The organism is Diaphorobacter aerolatus (assembly GCF_014489535.1).
GTDB lineage: Bacteria > Pseudomonadota > Gammaproteobacteria > Burkholderiales > Burkholderiaceae_C > Diaphorobacter_A > Diaphorobacter_A aerolatus.
In genome coordinates this window covers 2,832,501-2,850,295 of sequence record NZ_CP060783.1, presented here as the reverse complement: position 1 = coordinate 2,850,295, position 17,795 = coordinate 2,832,501, and the positions used below count along the sequence as shown (strand labels likewise).

The 17,795-nt window shown below is 61.6% G+C and carries 13 protein-coding genes, 2 rRNA genes and 3 pseudogenes (1 of these 18 only partly in view); 9 read left to right on the top strand and 9 right to left on the bottom strand.

Annotation, left to right across the window (positions count from 1 at the left end; translation table 11 throughout):
* Positions 1–14: 14 nt before the first annotated feature.
* On the top strand, positions 15–674 hold the full coding sequence (locus H9K75_RS13310) for a 3'-5' exonuclease (protein ID WP_187723042.1): 660 nt from the start codon (positions 15–17) through the stop codon (positions 672–674).
* On the opposite strand, the gene H9K75_RS13305 is transcribed toward H9K75_RS13310, so the two are convergent.
* The 7 genes and pseudogenes from H9K75_RS13305 to H9K75_RS13280 form a co-directional block, all read right to left on the bottom strand.
* Positions 646–1,644 (bottom strand): aminotransferase class I/II-fold pyridoxal phosphate-dependent enzyme, encoded by a 999-nt coding sequence (locus tag H9K75_RS13305; RefSeq protein WP_226858174.1) that lies wholly within the window; start codon positions 1,642–1,644, stop codon positions 646–648. The two genes, H9K75_RS13310 and H9K75_RS13305, sit on opposite strands and share 29 nt — an antisense overlap.
* Positions 1,645–1,835: 191 nt before the next feature.
* Positions 1,836–2,000 (bottom strand): annotated as a pseudogene (locus tag H9K75_RS23960) (GntR family transcriptional regulator); the annotation flags it as partial.
* A gap of 380 nt (positions 2,001–2,380) precedes the next feature.
* Positions 2,381–3,345, bottom strand: a pseudogene (locus H9K75_RS13300) (tripartite tricarboxylate transporter substrate-binding protein).
* Positions 3,346–3,578: 233 nt separating this feature from the next.
* Positions 3,579–4,948, bottom strand: a pseudogene (locus H9K75_RS13295) (MmgE/PrpD family protein).
* Between the two features lie 75 nt (positions 4,949–5,023).
* Positions 5,024–6,190 (bottom strand): CaiB/BaiF CoA transferase family protein, encoded by a 1,167-nt coding sequence (locus tag H9K75_RS13290; protein WP_187726039.1) that lies wholly within the window; start codon positions 6,188–6,190, stop codon positions 5,024–5,026.
* A 52-nt stretch (positions 6,191–6,242) separates the two neighbouring features.
* Positions 6,243–7,412 (bottom strand): acyl-CoA dehydrogenase family protein, encoded by a 1,170-nt coding sequence (locus H9K75_RS13285; RefSeq protein WP_187723041.1) that lies wholly within the window; start codon positions 7,410–7,412, stop codon positions 6,243–6,245.
* 28 nt (positions 7,413–7,440) lie between these two features.
* Positions 7,441–8,331, bottom strand: coding sequence for an FAS1-like dehydratase domain-containing protein (locus H9K75_RS13280; RefSeq protein WP_187723040.1), 891 nt, complete (start codon positions 8,329–8,331; stop codon positions 7,441–7,443).
* Between the two features lie 288 nt (positions 8,332–8,619).
* On the opposite strand from H9K75_RS13280, the gene pilV reads away from it, so the two are divergent.
* From pilV to ribD, 8 genes are all read left to right on the top strand, one after another.
* Complete coding sequence (gene pilV, locus H9K75_RS13275) at positions 8,620–9,201, top strand: type IV pilus modification protein PilV (RefSeq protein WP_187723039.1); 582 nt, start codon at positions 8,620–8,622, stop codon at positions 9,199–9,201.
* Entirely contained in the window at positions 9,192–10,046 is an 855-nt protein-coding gene (locus tag H9K75_RS13270; protein WP_187723038.1) for a prepilin-type N-terminal cleavage/methylation domain-containing protein, read from the top strand. Before pilV ends, H9K75_RS13270 begins: the two co-directional genes overlap by 10 nt.
* Before the next feature lie 2 nt (positions 10,047–10,048).
* Positions 10,049–10,786: a pilus assembly PilX family protein gene (locus H9K75_RS13265; protein WP_187723037.1), complete on the top strand. Its 738-nt coding sequence runs from the start codon at positions 10,049–10,051 to the stop codon at positions 10,784–10,786.
* Between the two features lie 19 nt (positions 10,787–10,805).
* Positions 10,806–11,642, top strand: coding sequence for a hypothetical protein (locus tag H9K75_RS23955; RefSeq protein ID WP_226858171.1), 837 nt, complete (start codon positions 10,806–10,808; stop codon positions 11,640–11,642).
* An 83-nt stretch (positions 11,643–11,725) separates the two neighbouring features.
* Complete coding sequence (locus H9K75_RS25185; protein WP_319016925.1) at positions 11,726–13,276, top strand: pilus assembly protein; 1,551 nt, start codon at positions 11,726–11,728, stop codon at positions 13,274–13,276.
* The gene (locus tag H9K75_RS13255) at positions 13,276–14,010 is read left to right on the top strand and encodes a pilus assembly protein (RefSeq protein ID WP_187723035.1); all 735 of its coding nucleotides are present in this window, start codon (positions 13,276–13,278) and stop codon (positions 14,008–14,010) included. The genes H9K75_RS25185 and H9K75_RS13255 overlap by 1 nt, the downstream gene beginning before the upstream one ends.
* Positions 14,007–14,435 carry a type IV pilin protein gene (locus tag H9K75_RS13250; RefSeq protein WP_187723034.1) on the top strand — a complete coding sequence of 143 codons (429 nt, stop codon included), beginning with the start codon at positions 14,007–14,009 and terminating at the stop codon, positions 14,433–14,435. Before H9K75_RS13255 ends, H9K75_RS13250 begins: the two co-directional genes overlap by 4 nt.
* A gap of 28 nt (positions 14,436–14,463) precedes the next feature.
* Entirely contained in the window at positions 14,464–15,600 is a 1,137-nt protein-coding gene (ribD, locus tag H9K75_RS13245) for a bifunctional diaminohydroxyphosphoribosylaminopyrimidine deaminase/5-amino-6-(5-phosphoribosylamino)uracil reductase RibD (RefSeq protein WP_226858170.1), read from the top strand.
* Positions 15,601–15,691: 91 nt separating this feature from the next.
* Here the strand turns inward: ribD and rrf are convergent.
* Positions 15,692–15,804, bottom strand: a 5S ribosomal RNA gene (gene rrf, locus H9K75_RS13240).
* A gap of 129 nt (positions 15,805–15,933) precedes the next feature.
* Positions 15,934–17,795: ribosomal RNA gene (locus H9K75_RS13235) — 23S ribosomal RNA — on the bottom strand; it runs 1,014 nt beyond the window's last position.

Genomic DNA, 17,795 nt, shown 5'->3' with positions numbered 1-17,795 from the left:
GTGAATCATCCGCCATGCCATCCAACGACCTCATCGCCGTCATCGACTTTGAAACCACCGGCATGACGCCCGCGCAGGGCGCACGCGCGACCGAGATCGCCATCGTGCTGCTGGAGAACGGCCAGATCGTGGACCGCTTTCAAAGCCTGATGCGCACCGGCGTCTACATCCCCTCGTTCATCACCCAGCTCACCGGCATCACCAATGCCATGGTGGCCGAGGCACCCGATGCCGGGTTCGTCATGCGCGAGGCTGCAAGATTCGTGGGCAACGTGCCCATGGTGGCGCACAACGCGTCGTTCGACAGCAAGTTCTGGAGCGCCGAGTTGCAGCATGCCGGGGTCGCCGCGCCTCATCCATTCGCGTGCACCGTGCTCCTCTCCCGCCGCATGTATCCGGAGGCCCGCAGTCACAGTCTCGGCAACATCGTCGATCACCTGGGCCTGCCGCGCGCCGGGCGCGCCCACAGGGCGCTAGCGGATGCGGAGATGGCGGCGTTCCTGCTCGCGAGAATCCAGCACGATTTGCGCGAGCGCTGGGGGATTGCACAGCCCGGCCATGAACTGCTCAGTGGATTGCAGCGCTGCGCAAGGCCTGCGGTGGGCAAGTGGCTGGTGCGTCAGGTGCAGGAAAATCAGCCGTGTTTCAGTAAACCGCCCGCGCTTGGAGGCTGAGCGCTTCGGCCAGATCTGCCGCCAGCCGCTTCATGTCGCGCCGGTCGAGCGCGCCCATGCTGATACGGATTGCGGGCGAGCTGGCGTTCAGCACCATGGCCGATCCGGCCTGAACCGCCCACCCGCGCGACGCCATGGCCTGCACGACAGCCAGTTCGTCGGGCACGCCTATCCACAGGTGCAAGCCTTCCGCACAAGCATCGTCCTGCTCCGTCGCGACTCCCTGCTTGCGCAATTCCGCCAACAAGGCCTGCCTGCGGGCTGAATAGGCATCTCGCATGCCGACAAACGATCCCCGCCCTTTTCCTCTGGCAGCCTGACGCCACAGCAGCGCTGCAAGGCGTTGCAACCAAAGACTGACCTTGCGCGGGCCGAGTGCGAAATGAGCACGCATGCCTTCAATGAGATCGGGCTGTCCCGCTGCGATGCATACGCGCATCTCGGGGCCCAGTGACTTTCCCAGCGACATCACATAAAGCCAACGGCCAGGCAACGCATCGGCGCAGACCAGCGGCGTGCTGCCGAGCAGTCCCCAGTAGTCGTTGAAGATCACCAATGTATTTGGAAGCGCGCGCAGTTGCTTGCGCAGCGCGCGCCAACGCTCGGGGCGAATGGACATGCCCGTGGGATTGTGAGCACGCGGAGTGAGCACCACGGCGGCACAACTGGAAAGAAGCGCCGGGGACGAAGGCAATTGCAGTCCCTGCGAATCCATTGCCAAAGGCACGGGACGCAGGCGCAAGCTGCGCAGCAACGCAAGCAGAGGCGGCCAGCACGGATCTTCAATCGCCACACGATCACCGGGGCGAGCGTGCTGCCGCAGTGCCCGCTCGATGGTGTCAAGCGTGCTGGAAAACACCCCGATGCAATCGTACGGAATGCCTTGGGAGACAAGCCATTCGCGACTGATCGCAAGCAGGTCTTCGTCATCACCCAGTTCCCCGGACGCCGTGTCCAGGGCCAGCGGCATTTGCAGCAATCTGTTCCATGCGCTGGCTCGCAGCTGCGGGAGCAAGGCCGCATCCGGCTGCCCATTCGCGAGATCCCGCAGCCCTGGGGCACGACGTACCCAGCGGGCAAACTCTGCGCCGATTCACCCGCCACGCGCGTGCCGCGCCGCCCCGATGTGATCAACCGCCCCGCATCACGCAGCCGCGCATAGGCCGCCGCGACGGTGTTGGGATTGACGCCGAGTTGCGTGGCGAGGTGGCGCACCGCAGGCAGCGCATCGCCCGGCTGGAGTTCTCCGGTGCGCAATGCGCTTTCGATGCTGATGGCAATGTCCTGGGCATTGCTTCCCTGAATGCTTCGTGCTGACCAATTCATCCCATACATTGTATTGTTTGTACTAGTACAAACTTTTGTATGCCTGCTGCCTCGCGAAAAGTTGTCGAGGCAAAAACGTCGTGATGCTCAAAATTTGTGCAATTTGACCTAAAAACAGGCTTTTTCGCCTCTGAAAAGTATGAAGAAGGCCGAAAACGGGGCCTCAGCAGAGCGCAGCGAGGGGAAAAGTGGGCGGCATCGCCCGATGAGCGACGAAACGCTCAAGGATGGGAGGTAAAAATTTTCGTAAACGGCGTAGCAGTGCCTGAATTTTGCGCATTTGCACAAAATTCAGGCACTACCAGCGATCGAAATGGGAATCGAAAGGCCGGTTTCGGCCCGGCGGCTTCGCTAGATTTTGGAAGAGCGCTTGCGCGAAATCACTCCGCGCTCACGCCCGCTGCGCGAATCACCTTGCCCAACGCGCCACTTCGGAGGTCAAGTGCGTGCGCAGGCTCTCGGGCGTGGCCTTCTCGGGCGGCACCAGATCCGAGCTCAGCTCGGCAATCCGCTTCTTCACGTTGTCATCGACCAGCGCCGCATTCAGCGCCTTGTTCAGCTTGTCGATGACCTCCTTGGGCGTGCCCTTGGCCGCATACATGCCGTGCCAGACCTTCACGTCAAAGCCCTTGAGCCCCTGCTCATCCAGCGTCGGAATATTGGGCAGCGAGGCCAGGCGCTTCGGTGTGGTCACACCGAATACCTTGGCGCGCTTTCCGTCCTGGATCACGGGCACGGTCTGCGTGGTCTGGTCGCAGAGCAGATCGACCTGCCCGCCCAGAAGATCGTTCATCGCCGGACCCGCGCCCTTGTAGGGGACGGTCGTCAGGGTCACGCCGATCTGGCTCATGAACAGCAGGCCGCACAGTTGCGAGACCGCGCCGATGCCGGCGTGCGCCATGGTCACCTTGTCCTGATGTTTCTTCACGTAGTCGAGCAGTTCCGGGAAGGTATTGGCCGGAAACTCCTTGCGCGACAGCAGCGTCATCGGTACGTCCAGCACCTGGCCGACGTATTCAAAGTCCTTGAGCGGGTCATACGGCAGCTTCTTGTACAGCGCCGGAGCCGTTGCCATGCCCATGTGGTGCAGCAGGATGGTGTAGCCGTCGGGCTTGGCGCGGGCAACGCGCGCGGGAGCGATGGTGCCGCCCGCACCCACCGTGTTTTCCACCACCACGGTCTGCCCGAGCGAAGCGCCCATCGGCACGGCCAGCAGCCGGGCAACCACGTCCGTCGGGCCACCCGCGCTGTAGGGCACGACCAGGATGATCGGCTTGTCGGGAAACTCCGCCGCGCTCACCGGCGCGGCCACGCTGCCCAGAATGGCTGCGCCGCCGAGAACCATGGTGGCGGACAGCCACATGCTGCGCCGTTGGTGCGTTGACCGGGACGGCCGGGCGGTCGAAAGGGAAATGAAACGGTGCACGCTGGGGTCTCCTTGGCGAATCAACGGATGGGATGGACAGTCAGCGCCGCGAAGCCATGCTGGGCAGGACGATTCGGCGGTAGCTGCTGCGACTCTGGGTCTTTCTCGGTCTCTGCAATTGCCTCAACATCTTCGGCATGAATGCCCACGCCTCAGGCCAGCAGACGACCTACCTGCGGGGCCTTGGCAATGCTCCACAGACTTTGCACGGCGGCGCGCACGCTGTCTTCAGGGATATCACCACTGCCATAGGCGGCCAGGCGCAATGCCTTGTCGGTGATTTCCTCGCGCGACAGCGTGTTGCCGGGATCGCCCTTGGGTTCGTCCACGCGGCCATGCAGCGTGCGGCCATCGGTGGTCTTCACCGTGACCTTGCCGATCCAGCGCTGCGGATAGGCCGCGTCCACTTCCTCATCGAGCACCATGCTGATCCGGTCGCGCAGCGACACGGTGTCCGGCGCGAGAAACTGCTCGTCGAACTCGGTCAATCCCGCATGACCGAACCGCGCCGCGATGGCCAGCACCGTGCCCATCGAAAACTTGCTCTGGTGCACGGTCGCGGGCGAGACCACAGGACCGAGGACGTCAATCGCGCCCTGGTGTACATGGCAGACGACGGCGTCGATGTCGGCGAGCTGGAGCCCATGCTGCTGCAACACCTGCAACAACGCATCCGCCGCCGGGTGAGTGTGACGGCACGACGCGTGCCACTTGAACGACGTCTCGGGCGTGGCCCAGCGTGTGCCCAGGCGGTCGGTGAGTCGGGAGGGATCCGAATCGGTCGACATGCCGGCGGCCATGCCCTGTGCGCCGGTGAAGATGTCCTGCGCTCCGGTGAAGCCGTCCTTCGCGAGATACGCTGCGGCAAGCCCCGTCGAAGCGGCATGCGCCGTATGCAGTTGCTTGCTGTCCGCTGCGGTGCGCAGAAACTCCCACAGGCCCGCCGACTGCGTGCCGGCCGAGCCGAACGCGTGCTGCATCTGCTGCGGCGTCAGCTCCAGTAGATTGCCCACGGCAGCGGCGGCAGCGATGGTGCCGACGGTGCCGGTGGTGTGGAAGATCTTGTAGTGGCTGCGCCCCATGAATTCACCCACGCGGATGCCTGTTTCATAACCCGCGATGCACGCAGCCAGAAAGCGCTCGCCGCTCGCACCGAGACTCTGCGCCACGGCGAGCGCGGGCGGAAACACCACCGCTGCCGGATGGAACACCGAGCCGTTGTGCACATCATCCTGCTCGGCCACATGCGAGGCGGCGGCGTTCGCCATCGCGGCCATCATCGGCGATGTGGAGCCCGCCTGGCCGATGACTTCGCATTCGCCGCCCTGCCTCGGCCCTGTGACAGCGCAAAGCGCGTGATGGTCTGCACGGGCCGCGCGTTCTGGCCCGCAAGCACCGAGCCGAACCAATCGACCAGCAGGTCTTCGGCCTTGCGCTGCACATCGTCGGGAACGTCGCTCAAGCGCAGTCCCGCTGCGAACTCGGCGAGGGGATGGATATTGGCCGCGGCTTCCTGCTTCATGGTCTGTGCTCCGAAGTGTGCTGCTTTGTCTGGTGAGTGGTTCAGCGTTGAAAAAAAAGCCAGGCTCGCCGATCGTCAGTCGGCGACGACGTGGCCCGATTGGAGTGCGCCGATCTGCGAAGCAGACCAGCCGAGTGACGCCAGAATCTGGGCCGTGTGCTCGCCCACCGAAGGCACCGCGTCCATGCGGTAGTCGAACGCGCTGTTCAGCCCCGGCGGAAGCAGCGCGGGCACGTCGCCCTGCGGCGTCTGCACCGTGCGCCAGCGGCCGCGCGCATCGAGTTGCGGATGCGCCCAGAGTCCCGCCATGTCGTTCACGTGCGCATTGGCGATGCCCGCCACGTCGAGCCGTTGCACCACCTGCTCGGCGGTGAGGGTGCCGAAGATGCGCAGAATCTCGGTCTGCAAGGCCTCGCGGTTCTGATTGCGATGCGCGTTGCTGTCAAAGCGCAGATCCTTCGCCAGTTCGGGTTTTTGCAGCACCTTGTCGCAGAACGCCTGCCACTCGCGCTCGTTTTGCAGACCGAGCATCACCGTGCCGCCATCGCCCGCAACGAACGGACCGTAGGGGTAGATGCTCGCATGCGACGCGCCAGTGCGCGGCGGCGGCGGCGCGCCTTCGTGGGCGTAGTACATCGGATAGCCCATCCACTCGCCCAGCGCCTCAAGCATCGACACGTCGATATGGCTGCCCTCGCCCGTTCTGCCGCGCAGCAGCAGGGCCGAGAGGATATTGGTATAGGCGTACATGCCGGCCGCGATGTCGGCCACGGAAATGCCCGCCTTGCTGGGCGATTCCGGCGTGCCGGTGATCGACAGGAAGCCGGCCTCGCTCTGAATCAGCAGGTCATAGGCCTTCTTGTCGCGATACGGCCCATCTGCTCCGTAGCCGCTGATGTCGCAGACGATGAGCCTGGGAAATCCGGCATGCAGCGCCTCGTAAGAAAGCCCCATGCGCGCCGCCGCGCCCGGCGCGAGGTTCTGCACCAGCACGTCGGCAGTGCCCAAAAGCTGCATCAGCGCGTCGCGCGCGAGCGGCTGCTTGAGGTCCAGCGCAAGGCTTTCCTTGCTGCGGTTGATCCACGTGAAATGCGACGATTGCCCGAGCACGCGCTGGTCGTACCCACGCGCGAAATCACCGCTGCCGGGGCGCTCCACCTTGATGACACGTGCGCCGAGATCGGCCAGTTGGCGCGTGCAGAACGGCGCTGCCACGGCGTGTTCGAGCGACACCACGGTGATGCCATCGAGGGGCGCGGGCGCGTTGCCTGATCGGACTGCATGGCCGGTCTCCTCAGAACGAACGCGGCAGACCGAGGATGTGCTCGGCCACGTACGAATAGATAAGGTTGGTGGAGATCGGCGCGACCTGGTAGAGGCGCGTTTCGCGGAATTTTCGTTCGATGTCGTATTCGCACGCGAAGCCGAAGCCCCCATGAAATTGCAGGCAGGCGTTGGCTGCCTCCCAGCTCGCCTTGGCCGCCAGATACTTGGCCATGTTGGCCTGAGCGCCCATGGGCTCGTGCCTGTCGAACAGCTCACAGGCCTTCCAGCGCATGAGGTTGGCGGCCTCGATCTCCATGAACGCGTCGGCAATCGGAAACTGCACGCCCTGGTTCTGGCCGATGGGACGACCGAACACCGTGCGATCCTTCACATAGTTCGTGACGCGATCGATGAACCAGTAACCGTCGCCGATGCACTCGGCCGCGATCAGCGTGCGTTCGGCGTTCAGTCCATCGAGGATGTACTTGAAGCCCTTGCCTTCCTCGCCAATCAGGTTTTCTTCGGGAATTTCAAGGTTCTCGAAGAACAGCTCGTTGGTCTCGTGATTCACCATGTTGAGGATCGGCCGTACCGTCATGCCGCTCTTTTCGGCCTCGCGCAGATCGACCATGAAGATCGACATGCCTTCGCTTTTTCTCGTGACGTCGGCGAGCGGCGTGGTGCGCGCCAGCAGGATCATCCAGTCGCTGTGCTGGATGCGGCTGATCCAGACCTTCTGCCCGTTGATCACATAGCCACCGTCTTTTTTCTTCACCGCCGTCGTCTTGATCTTGGTGGTGTCGGTGCCGGTGGTCGGCTCGGTCACACCCATCGACTGCAGACGCCATTCACCCGACGCGATCTTGGGCAGGTATTTCTGCTTCTGCGCATCGGAGCCATGGCGCAGCAGCGTGCCCATGTTGTACATCTGGCCGTGGCAGGCGCCGGAATTGCCGCCCGAGCGGTTGATCTCTTCCATGATGACCGATGCCTCGGTCAAGCCCAGGCCCGAGCCACCGTATTCGGCGGGAATCAGCGCGGCCAGCCAGCCGGCCTTGGTGAGCGCGTCCACGAACTCCTCGGGATAGCCGCGCGCCTCGTCCACCTTGCGGAAATATTCGTCGGGAAATTCCGCGCACAACGAGCGAATCGCGTCGCGGATTTCCTGAAAATTGTTCGATTGCGTCTGTTCGATCATCGCGGTGTGTCCCGGTTACGTAGGTGTGTCAGGCAAGCTCGGCCATGCCCTGCATCGTCAGCCAGCCTTCGTGGTCCTCGGCCCACAGCTCGACGCTCTTGCCATCGGCCGAAGGCTTGCCGTGCACGCTGAAGGCGTGGAGATCAAAGGTTGGCCGCACGGCCTTGAACGAGAACTTGCGCACCGTGGCGTCCGGCAGATTGCGCCGCAGCAGATCAAGCAGCAGCGTCGCGATCAGCGGCCCATGCACGATCAGGCCGGGGTAGCCTTCCACGCCGGTCACGTATTTGCGGTCATAGTGGATGCGGTGACCGTTGAAGGTCAGCGCCGAATAGCGGAACAGCAGCACGTCATCGGGAACGATCTGGCGCGACCATGCGGCCTGGCCAGCTAGCGGCGGCTTCTGCGGCGCGGGATCGGGTGCACCGGGCTCGGCGGCGGCGCGAAAGACGATGTCATGCTCCTCGGTCAGCGCAAGGCCGTTGGGATTCGAGAAGCGATGCTCCACGAGCACGAACAGCAGTTCGCCCGAGCGTCCCGTCTTGTGGTTCACGGACCGGATCGTGGAGACGCGCTGCACCTCCTGCCCGACCTGGAGGGGATTGCCGGTTTCCCACACCAGTCGCCCGCCAGCCCACATGCGACGCGGCAGCGCCACGGGCGGCAGGAAGCCGCCGCGCGTGGGATGCCCGTCCTCGCCGATTTCGCTCTGGCGCGCGTGCGGCAGAAAGTAAAGCCAGTGCCAAAGCGGCGGCAAATCGGTACCGGCAACGGGCGCGGCATCATCGCGATCCAGTGTCGCGCTCAGGCTGCGCACCGGCGCCTGCGTGATCTGGTCGGTCGTGGTCTGGCTCTTGCCCAGCCAGGTGCGCAGGTGCGCGAGCTGGGCTTCATCGATCTGGGGGCGTATTTCACTCATCTTTGTTGCGACCACTCGGGCGTAGGGAACAGCGTTCCAAATGCTGGATATCTTCCCCCGCCCCGCCGCCGAGCACAATCGCAGTCTGTGCAAGCGCCCCTTCATCATTCATGAAGCCTTTGGTAATCACACGGCGCGCTGGATTTTTTGAATTGAATCAACAACTCCTGCTCCGAGGCGCGCGAATTTCATCTTCTCCCTCAAAAGCGAATTGCGAGCAGCGCCGCCCACGGCGTTAATGCAGGGCCGTCCTGCCACCGGCGAACGGGATTCATCAGGACATCCGTCATGCCGTCTTGCCGAGCCGAACGTGGAATCACCCTTCTGGAATCGCTGGTCGCCATTCTCGTGGTGGCGACTGGTGTATTTGGCGTGCTGAGCATCCAATTGCGCACGCTCGCCGATGCCCAGGCAGGAATGCGCCGCTCACAGGCCATTCGGCTGATCGAGGATTTGAGCGAAAGAATCCACGCCAATCCTCCCATGGGTGATTATCTGTCCACCCACTTTGTAGACATTTCCGGCATCGAAGATTGCACGCAACCGTGCAACACCAACGATTGGGCAGCGCGCGAATTTTCCGAATGGCAAAAGCGGGCGCAATCCAGTCTCGGTAATGGACGCGCGCTCGTATTTCAAGGCACTGCCGATTCCGGCTCAGGCACGCCCCGGCAATTGGGAGTCATGATCGCGTGGAAGGAAAACATGCGCGAAGGCGCGGAGCCCGAAACAACCAAGGCGCTGAATCAATTTCTTCAGTTATCGGCAAGCGACGCTTCGCAACAGACCTGTCCTGAACAATATGTCTGCCACCTGCAATATATCGGTATTCCAGGACATTGCGTGGCTGAGAGGGCATCATGCCCATGAATGCCGAACGCGGCATGAGTCTGGTGGAATTAATGGTGGGGCTGGCTCTGGGTCTGCTGGTCATCGCCATGGCTCTGGTCTTGCTGCAAACCTCGCAATCGATTTCGACCACGGTGGCGGAATCCACTAATCTGCGACAGGACGCCAATGTCGCCATGCGCATCATGGGCCAGCAGATTCGGCAGGCCGGAAGCATTGCCCTGAATCTCCAGCCGCTTATCGGAAGCAATCTTGAGACCGCAGCGCTGAGACCGGTGATTTTCGAGCCGATCCTGAATGCCGGTGAACCGGCGAAATCGGTGGACTCCTTCATTCCCGGAATCTCGTCGCCTGCCATATCCAAGTCCATGGGCGATGCCTTGCGGATCGACTACGAAAATTTTATCGAATCCCTCATCGCGGATTCGAGTCGCCCTGCCTGGGATTCAGTCCTGCGGGATTGTTTGGGCCAAAACAAAAGCAACCGCTTACTTTCACCCACTATTTCGAGCGCATTCTTCTTGCGCGATGGCAATCTGATGTGTACCGGCGTAGCGGGCACTCCGCAGCCCATCATCGCCAACGTGAAGGATTTCGCGGTTCGCCTGCTGCTCAAGACTTCCAGCAGCGCGCGGGAAGGCACGCCGCAGTTTCAATATTCCTCGCCCAAGGACGTGAATGCCAATCCGCAGCGATGGCGGGATGTGCAGGCGGTAGAGGTCTGCATGGAACTCGAAAGTCCGAGAATCAAGATGCCCGACGTAGAAAACCAATACCAGCAATGTGACGGAAAAATGCAAGTCAGGCATGGTCGGCTGGTTCTGGTGGCAAGGCAGCTATTCCACATTCGCTCATCCGGAGAATAGAAATGCCCAAAATCCACTTCAACGGCGCGCGGTCAGACGAATATGGTGTAGCTCTCTATATCGTCCTCGTCATCGTCCTGATGACCAGCCTGTTTGCCATATGGGCAGCCCGCAGCGCAATGTTTCACGAAATCCTGACCGGCAACGAGGCCGATTATCAAAGAACCTTCGAGGCGGCTCAGATTCTCATGACGGATGCGGAATTCGATATTCGCGGTCTGCAAGCATCCGGCAAACCATGTGATGCAAAAAATATCTGCCGCGCTTCAACGCCCATCCGTTTTCCAACGGATCGTGCCGAAATGGTGGAATTGATTACCTATCTGGACACCTTGCCGACAGGCTGCGCATTCGGTATCTGCAGAAAGCGGCTTGACGTGCAGGATTTCTGGTCCGATCCGTCGATGCTTTTGAAGATGACCTCCTCCGACGTCGGTGCCCGGTATGGGCAATTCACGGGCGCTTCCTCCGGTTCCGGCGCAAACCCGATATTGGCCATCAACGAGACCGCACGTCAGATCAAGGACCTGAAAGGTGCCTGGTATTGGATAGAAATCCTGCCATTTGCAGATACCGAGACCGGCCTGCTCTCCGAGTATGAAAAGAATCCCCATCTTGCGGCCTATGCCCCGGACAAGCGTCGCCCCTGGTTGTACCGGATCACGATCTACGCACGCGGCAGGAAAAAGGGAACCGAGGTGGTGCTGCAATCCGTGCTGTCCTTGCAATCCATGGAATGAGAACCCGGCGAGACATTGCATGCCGTACCTTCACGAGATTCTCAGTTTCGCTCTGCTCAGCGCGTTGCCGGTCGCGCCCCTCATGGCCACCGTGCCGAATTTCGCGCAGTTCCCTGCCGAGTCTGCCTTTCGCATGCCCGCACCCAATGTGATCGTCTCGGTGGACAACGCGCTCAGCATGGACACCAGGGATGTTCCCGGCGCGGACGGCACACGCATCACCCGCCTGCAGGCGCTCAAGCAATTGCTGCGTGAACTGCTCGCACCCGATGTCCTGCCGGATGACGCGATCCGCCTGGCCTTTCAGGCCACCCATGGATGCAACCAACTGCCCGCCGAAGGACGGCCAACGCCGTCGGCATGCTTCAACAATCGGCAAAGCCATCGCATGGCATCCTTTCGCGGCACGGCAGACCCCGCCGAGGCATCGACACGCGGCGCATTCTGGCACTGGCTTGACACGCTCGGCGTCGGCGACGGCATCGCCGCGAATCGCCTGATGGAGAACGCGGGAACCTATCTGATGCAGACCGACGCGGAAAGCCCCTGGAACGACCTCCCCGGCACTCCTCAGGCCGCAGGCATCCAACGCAAGTCCTGCCGCCGCGCCTATCACCTGTTCCTGACCGACGGCGCGTTCGCCACACGAGCGACGCCGCCCCGATGTCGGGCACGCCGGCACTTTCACCCCTGCCCGATGGCACGGTTTTCGACCTCACGTCGAACCCGCAACTGGCAATCTACCGCGACAGCGGCAACGCGCTCTCGCCCTCGTCGCTGGCACTGCGGTACTGGGCGACCGATCTGCAACCCGCGCTGGAAAACCGTGTTCCCGCCGTCTATCCCCAACCCCTAGACGAAGTGCATTCGGCTCCGTCGCGCAGCATCACGCTCAAGCCTTACTGGAACCCGAGGAACTCTCCCGCCACCTGGCAGCACATGGTGAATTTCACGGTGGATTTTGGTGGCGCCAGTGCGGCCCCCGACACCTATGCGGATTACGACCAGCTTCTGGTGGGCACACTCGCGTGGCCGGACCCGTTCGCGAGCATCGACGCGATGCGACAGGACCTGAGACACGCGGCGCTGAATTCGCGCGGTCAGCATTTCCAGATCGGGCCGTCGGTCGATCAGCTCAAGCAGGCAATGAGCGGCGTCATCGCGCGTATCGTGCCCAGCGATGGTCAGGTCATCAGCGGGTATGCAAGCAATGGCGGCAACGCGACGTATGTGGCGGCGTATGAAGCCTCCGGCTGGTCAGGCCAGATCCACGCCAGCCTTTTGGAGCCGGGCCCCGAAAAAGGCGTTCCGAATCCGGAGTGGGGATTACCACCACGCCACAGCACTGCCGCAAGCCTGGATTCGCTCGCCAGCGTCGATCAACGCGTGATTCTCACGCACAACGGTGCGACAGACCAAGGTGGCGGAATCCCATTGCGCTGGCAGTCGTTAAGCCTCGCGCAGCAAGCGCAACTACAGTCCCACGGATCGTCTGCGAGCTACGCGCAGAACCTGGTGCAGTTTCTGCGCGGTGACCGCAGTCTCGAATCCAACGACCCATCGACCGGCTTCCGCATGCGTCGCTCGCGTCAGGGCGATATCGTGCATTCGCGCATCTGGCACGTGGGCAAGCCGATGTCGGGCCACGCCGACAAGGGCTACCGTGACTTTTCGATTCAGCACGCTTCAAGGCCCCCGGTGCTGTACGTGGGCGGCAACGACGGCATGCTGCACGGCTTCAGCGCAAGAACCGGTGACGAGCTTGTCGCCTATGTGCCGCTGGGCGCACACCCGCATTTGCACCTGCTGGCCGCACAGGACTATCGCCATCGCTACTACGTGGATGGCTCTCCGTTCACCGGCGACGCGTTGATCGGCACGCAGTGGAAAACCTTTCTCGTCGGCGCGATGGGCGCGGGCGGGCCTGGGTATTTCGTGCTCGACGCGACCTCGCCCGAACGCTTCTCCGAGTCCGCCGCGTCGGAACTGGTGGTCATGGATCGCACCGACGGCAGCGATCCCGATGTCGGCCACATCTTCGCCGCGCCCACGCTGGACGAGGCCAATGCGCGCCGCGCCTTGCAGATCACGCGGCTGAACAATGGGCGCTGGGCCGTCGTGCTGGGAAACGGCTACGGCAGCGCCAATGGCAGGCCGGTGCTGCTGATCCAGTATCTCGACGGCGCACGCGAACTCATCAAGATTGCGGCGACCGCGCCCTCCCCAACGACTGCTGGCAAGACGCCCATGGTCGCCAACGGGCTCTCCGCGCCGCAGTTTCTCGACGTCAACAGCGATGGCATTCCGGATGCGGTCTACGCGGGCGACCTGCAAGGGAGGCTCTGGAAATTCGACATTGCGGCCGCCTCCGACCAGCGCTGGGCCGTGGCGCTCGGCGGCGCTCCCCTGTTCACCGCTGTGCGCAATGGCAAATCGCAGCCGATCACCGTCGCGCCGGTATTGCGCGTACATCCCGAGGTAGGGGTCTGATGGTGGCCTTCGGCACGGGGCAGGAACTGACCGAGGCCGACAGCGGCGACACAGCCGTGCAGACTGTCTACGCCGTGATGGACTACACGCGCTATCGCATTCAGGAGAGCGGCGAGGACAAGGGCAAGGCGCTCGTCGACACCACGCGCCGCGAACTCCCCTCGCCCGCCGCCTCGCGGGCCGATCTCATGCCCCAAGGGGTGCAGGACCAGCCCGTGTCCGGCGACCCCCGCGCAGGCAGGATATTCTGGCAGCTGCTGAACGCGCCGTTCAACTATTGCACGCGTTCGCCCTGCGGCCTCAACGAGAAGAGGGGTTGGTACCTCGATCTGCCCGCAGAACGCGAACGCGTGCTCGATCCCATCGGGTTTTATGGCGGCGGCAACCTGCTTGAAATCACCAGCCGCGTTCCCGCCACTGCCGTCGGCCTGATCGCGGGCGACGGCCAACCCATCGAAGCCTGCGAGCAGGACCCGCGACCGGGGCAGACCTACCGGACCGTGCTCAACATCCTCACCGGCGCGGCGCAAAAGTCACGCATTCTGGACACCAATGGCGACGGCCAGGTCACAACCGATGATGCACCCGCATCCCGCTCCACCGCCGCGCGGCAAGAGCTGCGCGTGCCCGCCAGCGACGGCGCTCAACTGCGCCAAGGCTCGGATGGCACGACCGACAGGTTGCAGGCGCTGCCCACGCGCGTTCTGCGCCCAAGCTGGAGACACCTCAAATGAAACAAGCCACCGTTCGCCTTCGCCGCAACGGCTTCACGCTGATCGAGATGATGATCGTGCTCGCGGTTATCGCGATCCTCGCCGCCGTGGCCACGCCCAGCTACCGCCAGCATCTCGCGCGCGGCCACCGTGCGGAGGCCAGGGCCGCTCTGCTTCAGGTGGCGCAATGGATGGAGCGCGCCAACACCGCCAATGGCGAATATCCGACCGGCCAGCCCTTGGAGCCCATGCTGCGAGCGCTCAAGCCTGCGCACTACACGTTGAGCCTGACGGCCAGCACGGCAAGCGGCTTTACCGTGATCGCCACGCGCACCGACGTCATGGTGAAAGATCCCTGCGGCGATCTGACACTCACGCACACGGGGACGCGCGGCGCATCGAACCACAGTGTGAGCAATGTCGCCAAGGAATGTTGGGCACGTTGAATGAAGGCTCAAGTAACATCGCCCTGCCATGAATACCGATTCCGCAGTCGCCGCGTCAAATCCCTCATCGCCCATGCAGCAGGCGCTGGCGCTCGCACGCAACGCGCTGTTTCTCTCCAATCCCAATCCACGTGTCGGCTGCGTGATCATGAGCGTCGATGGCCGCACGGAACTCGGCGCCGGCTTCACCCAGCAGGCCGGAGGCCCGCATGCGGAAGTCATGGCGCTGCGCGACGCAGCGGCACGCGGCTCGGATGTACGCGGCGCAACTGCCTATGTGACGCTTGAACCCTGCTCGCATCACGGACGCACCGGACCTTGCTGCGACGCACTGATCGCCGCCGGTATCGGGAAAGTCGTTGGCGCCATCACCGACCCCAATCCCCGCGTGGCGGGGCAGGGCTTCGAGCGGCTGCGTGCCGCTGGCGTGAAGGTGGAAATCGACGCCGCCGCTGGCGTGCTGTCACGCGAACTCAACATCGGCTTTTTCAGCCGCATGTCGCGCGGCCTGCCGTGGGTGCGCCTCAAGGCCGGCATGTCTCTCGATGGCGCAACCGCGCTGCACGACGGCCAGAGCCAATGGATCACCAGCGAGGCGGCACGCGTCGATGGTCACCGCTGGCGCGCGCAGGCCTGCGCGATTCTCACCGGCATAGGCACGGTGCTGGGAGACGATCCCCTGCTCAACGTGCGCGGCGTTGATACCCCACGACAACCGAAGCTGGTGATCGTCGACAGCGAGTTGCGCACACCGCCCACGGCGAAACTGTTCGATGTTCCGCGCGACGTCCTGATCTACTGCGCTGAACTGGATGCCAGACGCCAATCCGCACTCGAAGCTCGTGGCGCCAGAATTTTCCACCTGCCCGCAAGCAATGGCCAGGTCGATCTCCAAGCCGTGATCCGGGATCTCGGTCAGCGCGAAATCAACGAATTGCACGTCGAAGCGGGCGGCACGCTCAATGGCGCGCTGATGCAGGCCCAACTGATAGACGAATGCCTGCTCTACTTGGCTCCCAGCATTCTCGGCAATGCACAGACGGCGTTTTCAGGGATGGAATTGACGCAATTGAAAGACGCGCCGCAACTCGAGTACCAACAGGCTGCACTGGTGGGGCCGGATTTGCGGATTCAGGCCATCGTCGCTGGTCACGACAGATTTTGATTCGACAGGAGGATATCTCCTGGATTTTCGTCCCCCCAAAGCAAGACGCCCTCCGACTCATGAGGAGTGGAGGGCGTCTTGGGCTGTAAGAGCCTGACGATGACCTACTTTCACACGGGAACCCGCACTATCATCGGCGCGAAGTCGTTTCACTGTCCTGTTCGGGATGGGAAGGAGTGGTGCCAACTTGCTATGGTCATCAGGCATAACGGGGTGCTTGGCAGTTCTGTGGGGGGAACTGCGTTGCGAATTCATAGAGTCTGGGATCAGTTTTGATTGCGTCTTGGCATAACTTACAAGTCTTGAGCTATTCAAAGTCATTATCAAAGTTATAGGGTCAAGCCGCACGGGCAATTAGTACTGGTTAGCTTAAAGCATTGCTGCTCTTCCACACCCAGCCTATCAACGTCGTGGTCTACAACGACCCTTCAGGGGGCTCGAGGCCCCGGCAGATCTCATCTTGAAACGAGTTTCCCGCTTAGATGCTTTCAGCGGTTATCTCTTCCACACATAGCTACCCTGCGATGCCACTGGCGTGACAACAGGTACACCAGAGGTGTGTCCACTCCGGTCCTCTCGTACTAGGAGCAGGCTTCCTCAAATCTGCAGCGCCCACGGAAGATAGGGACCAAACTGTCTCACGACGTTTTAAACCCAGCTCACGTACCTCTTTAAATGGCGAACAGCCATACCCTTGGGACCGACTACAGCCCCAGGATGAGATGAGCCGACATCGAGGTGCCAAACACCGCCGTCGATATGAACTCTTGGGCGGTATCAGCCTGTTATCCCCAGAGTACCTTTTATCCGTTGAGCGATGGCCCTTCCATACAGAACCACCGGATCACTATGTCCTGCTTTCGCATCTGCTCGACTTGTCAGTCTCGCAGTTAAGCACGCTTATGCCATTGCACTATCGTCACGATGTCCGACCGTAACTAGCGTACCTTCGAACTCCTCCGTTACACTTTGGGAGGAGACCGCCCCAGTCAAACTGCCTACCATGCACTGTCCCCGATCCAGATAATGGATCCAGGTTAGAACCTCAAACACACCAGGGTGGTATTTCAACGTTGGCTCCATGTGATCTAGCGACCACACTTCAAAGCCTCCCACCTATCCTACACAGATCTGTTCAAAGTCCAATACAAAGCTACAGTAAAGGTTCATGGGGTCTTTCCGTCTTTCCGCGGGAGATTGCATCATCACAAACATTTCAACTTCGCTGAGTCTCAGGAGGAGACAGTGTGGCCATCGTTACGCCATTCGTGCAGGTCGGAACTTACCCGACAAGGAATTTCGCTACCTTAGGACCGTTATAGTTACGGCCGCCGTTTACTGGGACTTCAATCAAGAGCTTGCACCCCATCATTTAATCTTCCAGCACCGGGCAGGCGTCACACCCTATACGTCCACTTTCGTGTTTGCAGAGTGCTGTGTTTTTAATAAACAGTCGCAGCCACCGATTTTTTGCAACCCCTTTCTGCTCCGTTTGTTCAACTTCACATACCGGGGGCATACCTTCTCCCGAAGTTACGGTATCAATTTGCCGAGTTCCTTCTCCTGAGTTCTCTCAAGCGCCTTAGAATACTCATCTCGCGCACCAGTGTCGGTTTGCGGTACGGTCGTCAATAGCTGAAGCTTAGTGGCTTTTCCTGGAAGCAGGGTATCACTCACTTCGTGTGCAAGCACACTCGTTATCACCCCTCATCTTAGCCCGGCGGATTTGCCTACCAGGCACGACTACAGGCTTGAACCAACATGTCCAACAGTTGGCTGAGCTAACCTTCTCCGTCCCCACATCGCACTATTGATCGGTACAGGAATATTGACCTGTTTCCCATCAGCTACGCATCTCTGCCTCGCCTTAGGGCCGACTCACCCTACGCCGATGAACGTTGCGTAGGAAACCTTGCGCTTACGGCGAGCGGGCTTTTCACCCGCTTTAACGCTACTCATGTCAGCATTCGCACTTCTGATACCTCCAGCATCCGTCTCCAGACACCTTCACAGGCTTACAGAACGCTCTCCTACCACGTGCAATAAATTGCACATCCGCAGCTTCGGTAACTGGCTTGAGCCCCGTTACATCTTCCGCGCAGGACGACTCGATCAGTGAGCTATTACGCTTTCTTTAAATGATGGCTGCTTCTAAGCCAACATCCTGACTGTTTTAGCCTTCCCACTTCGTTTCC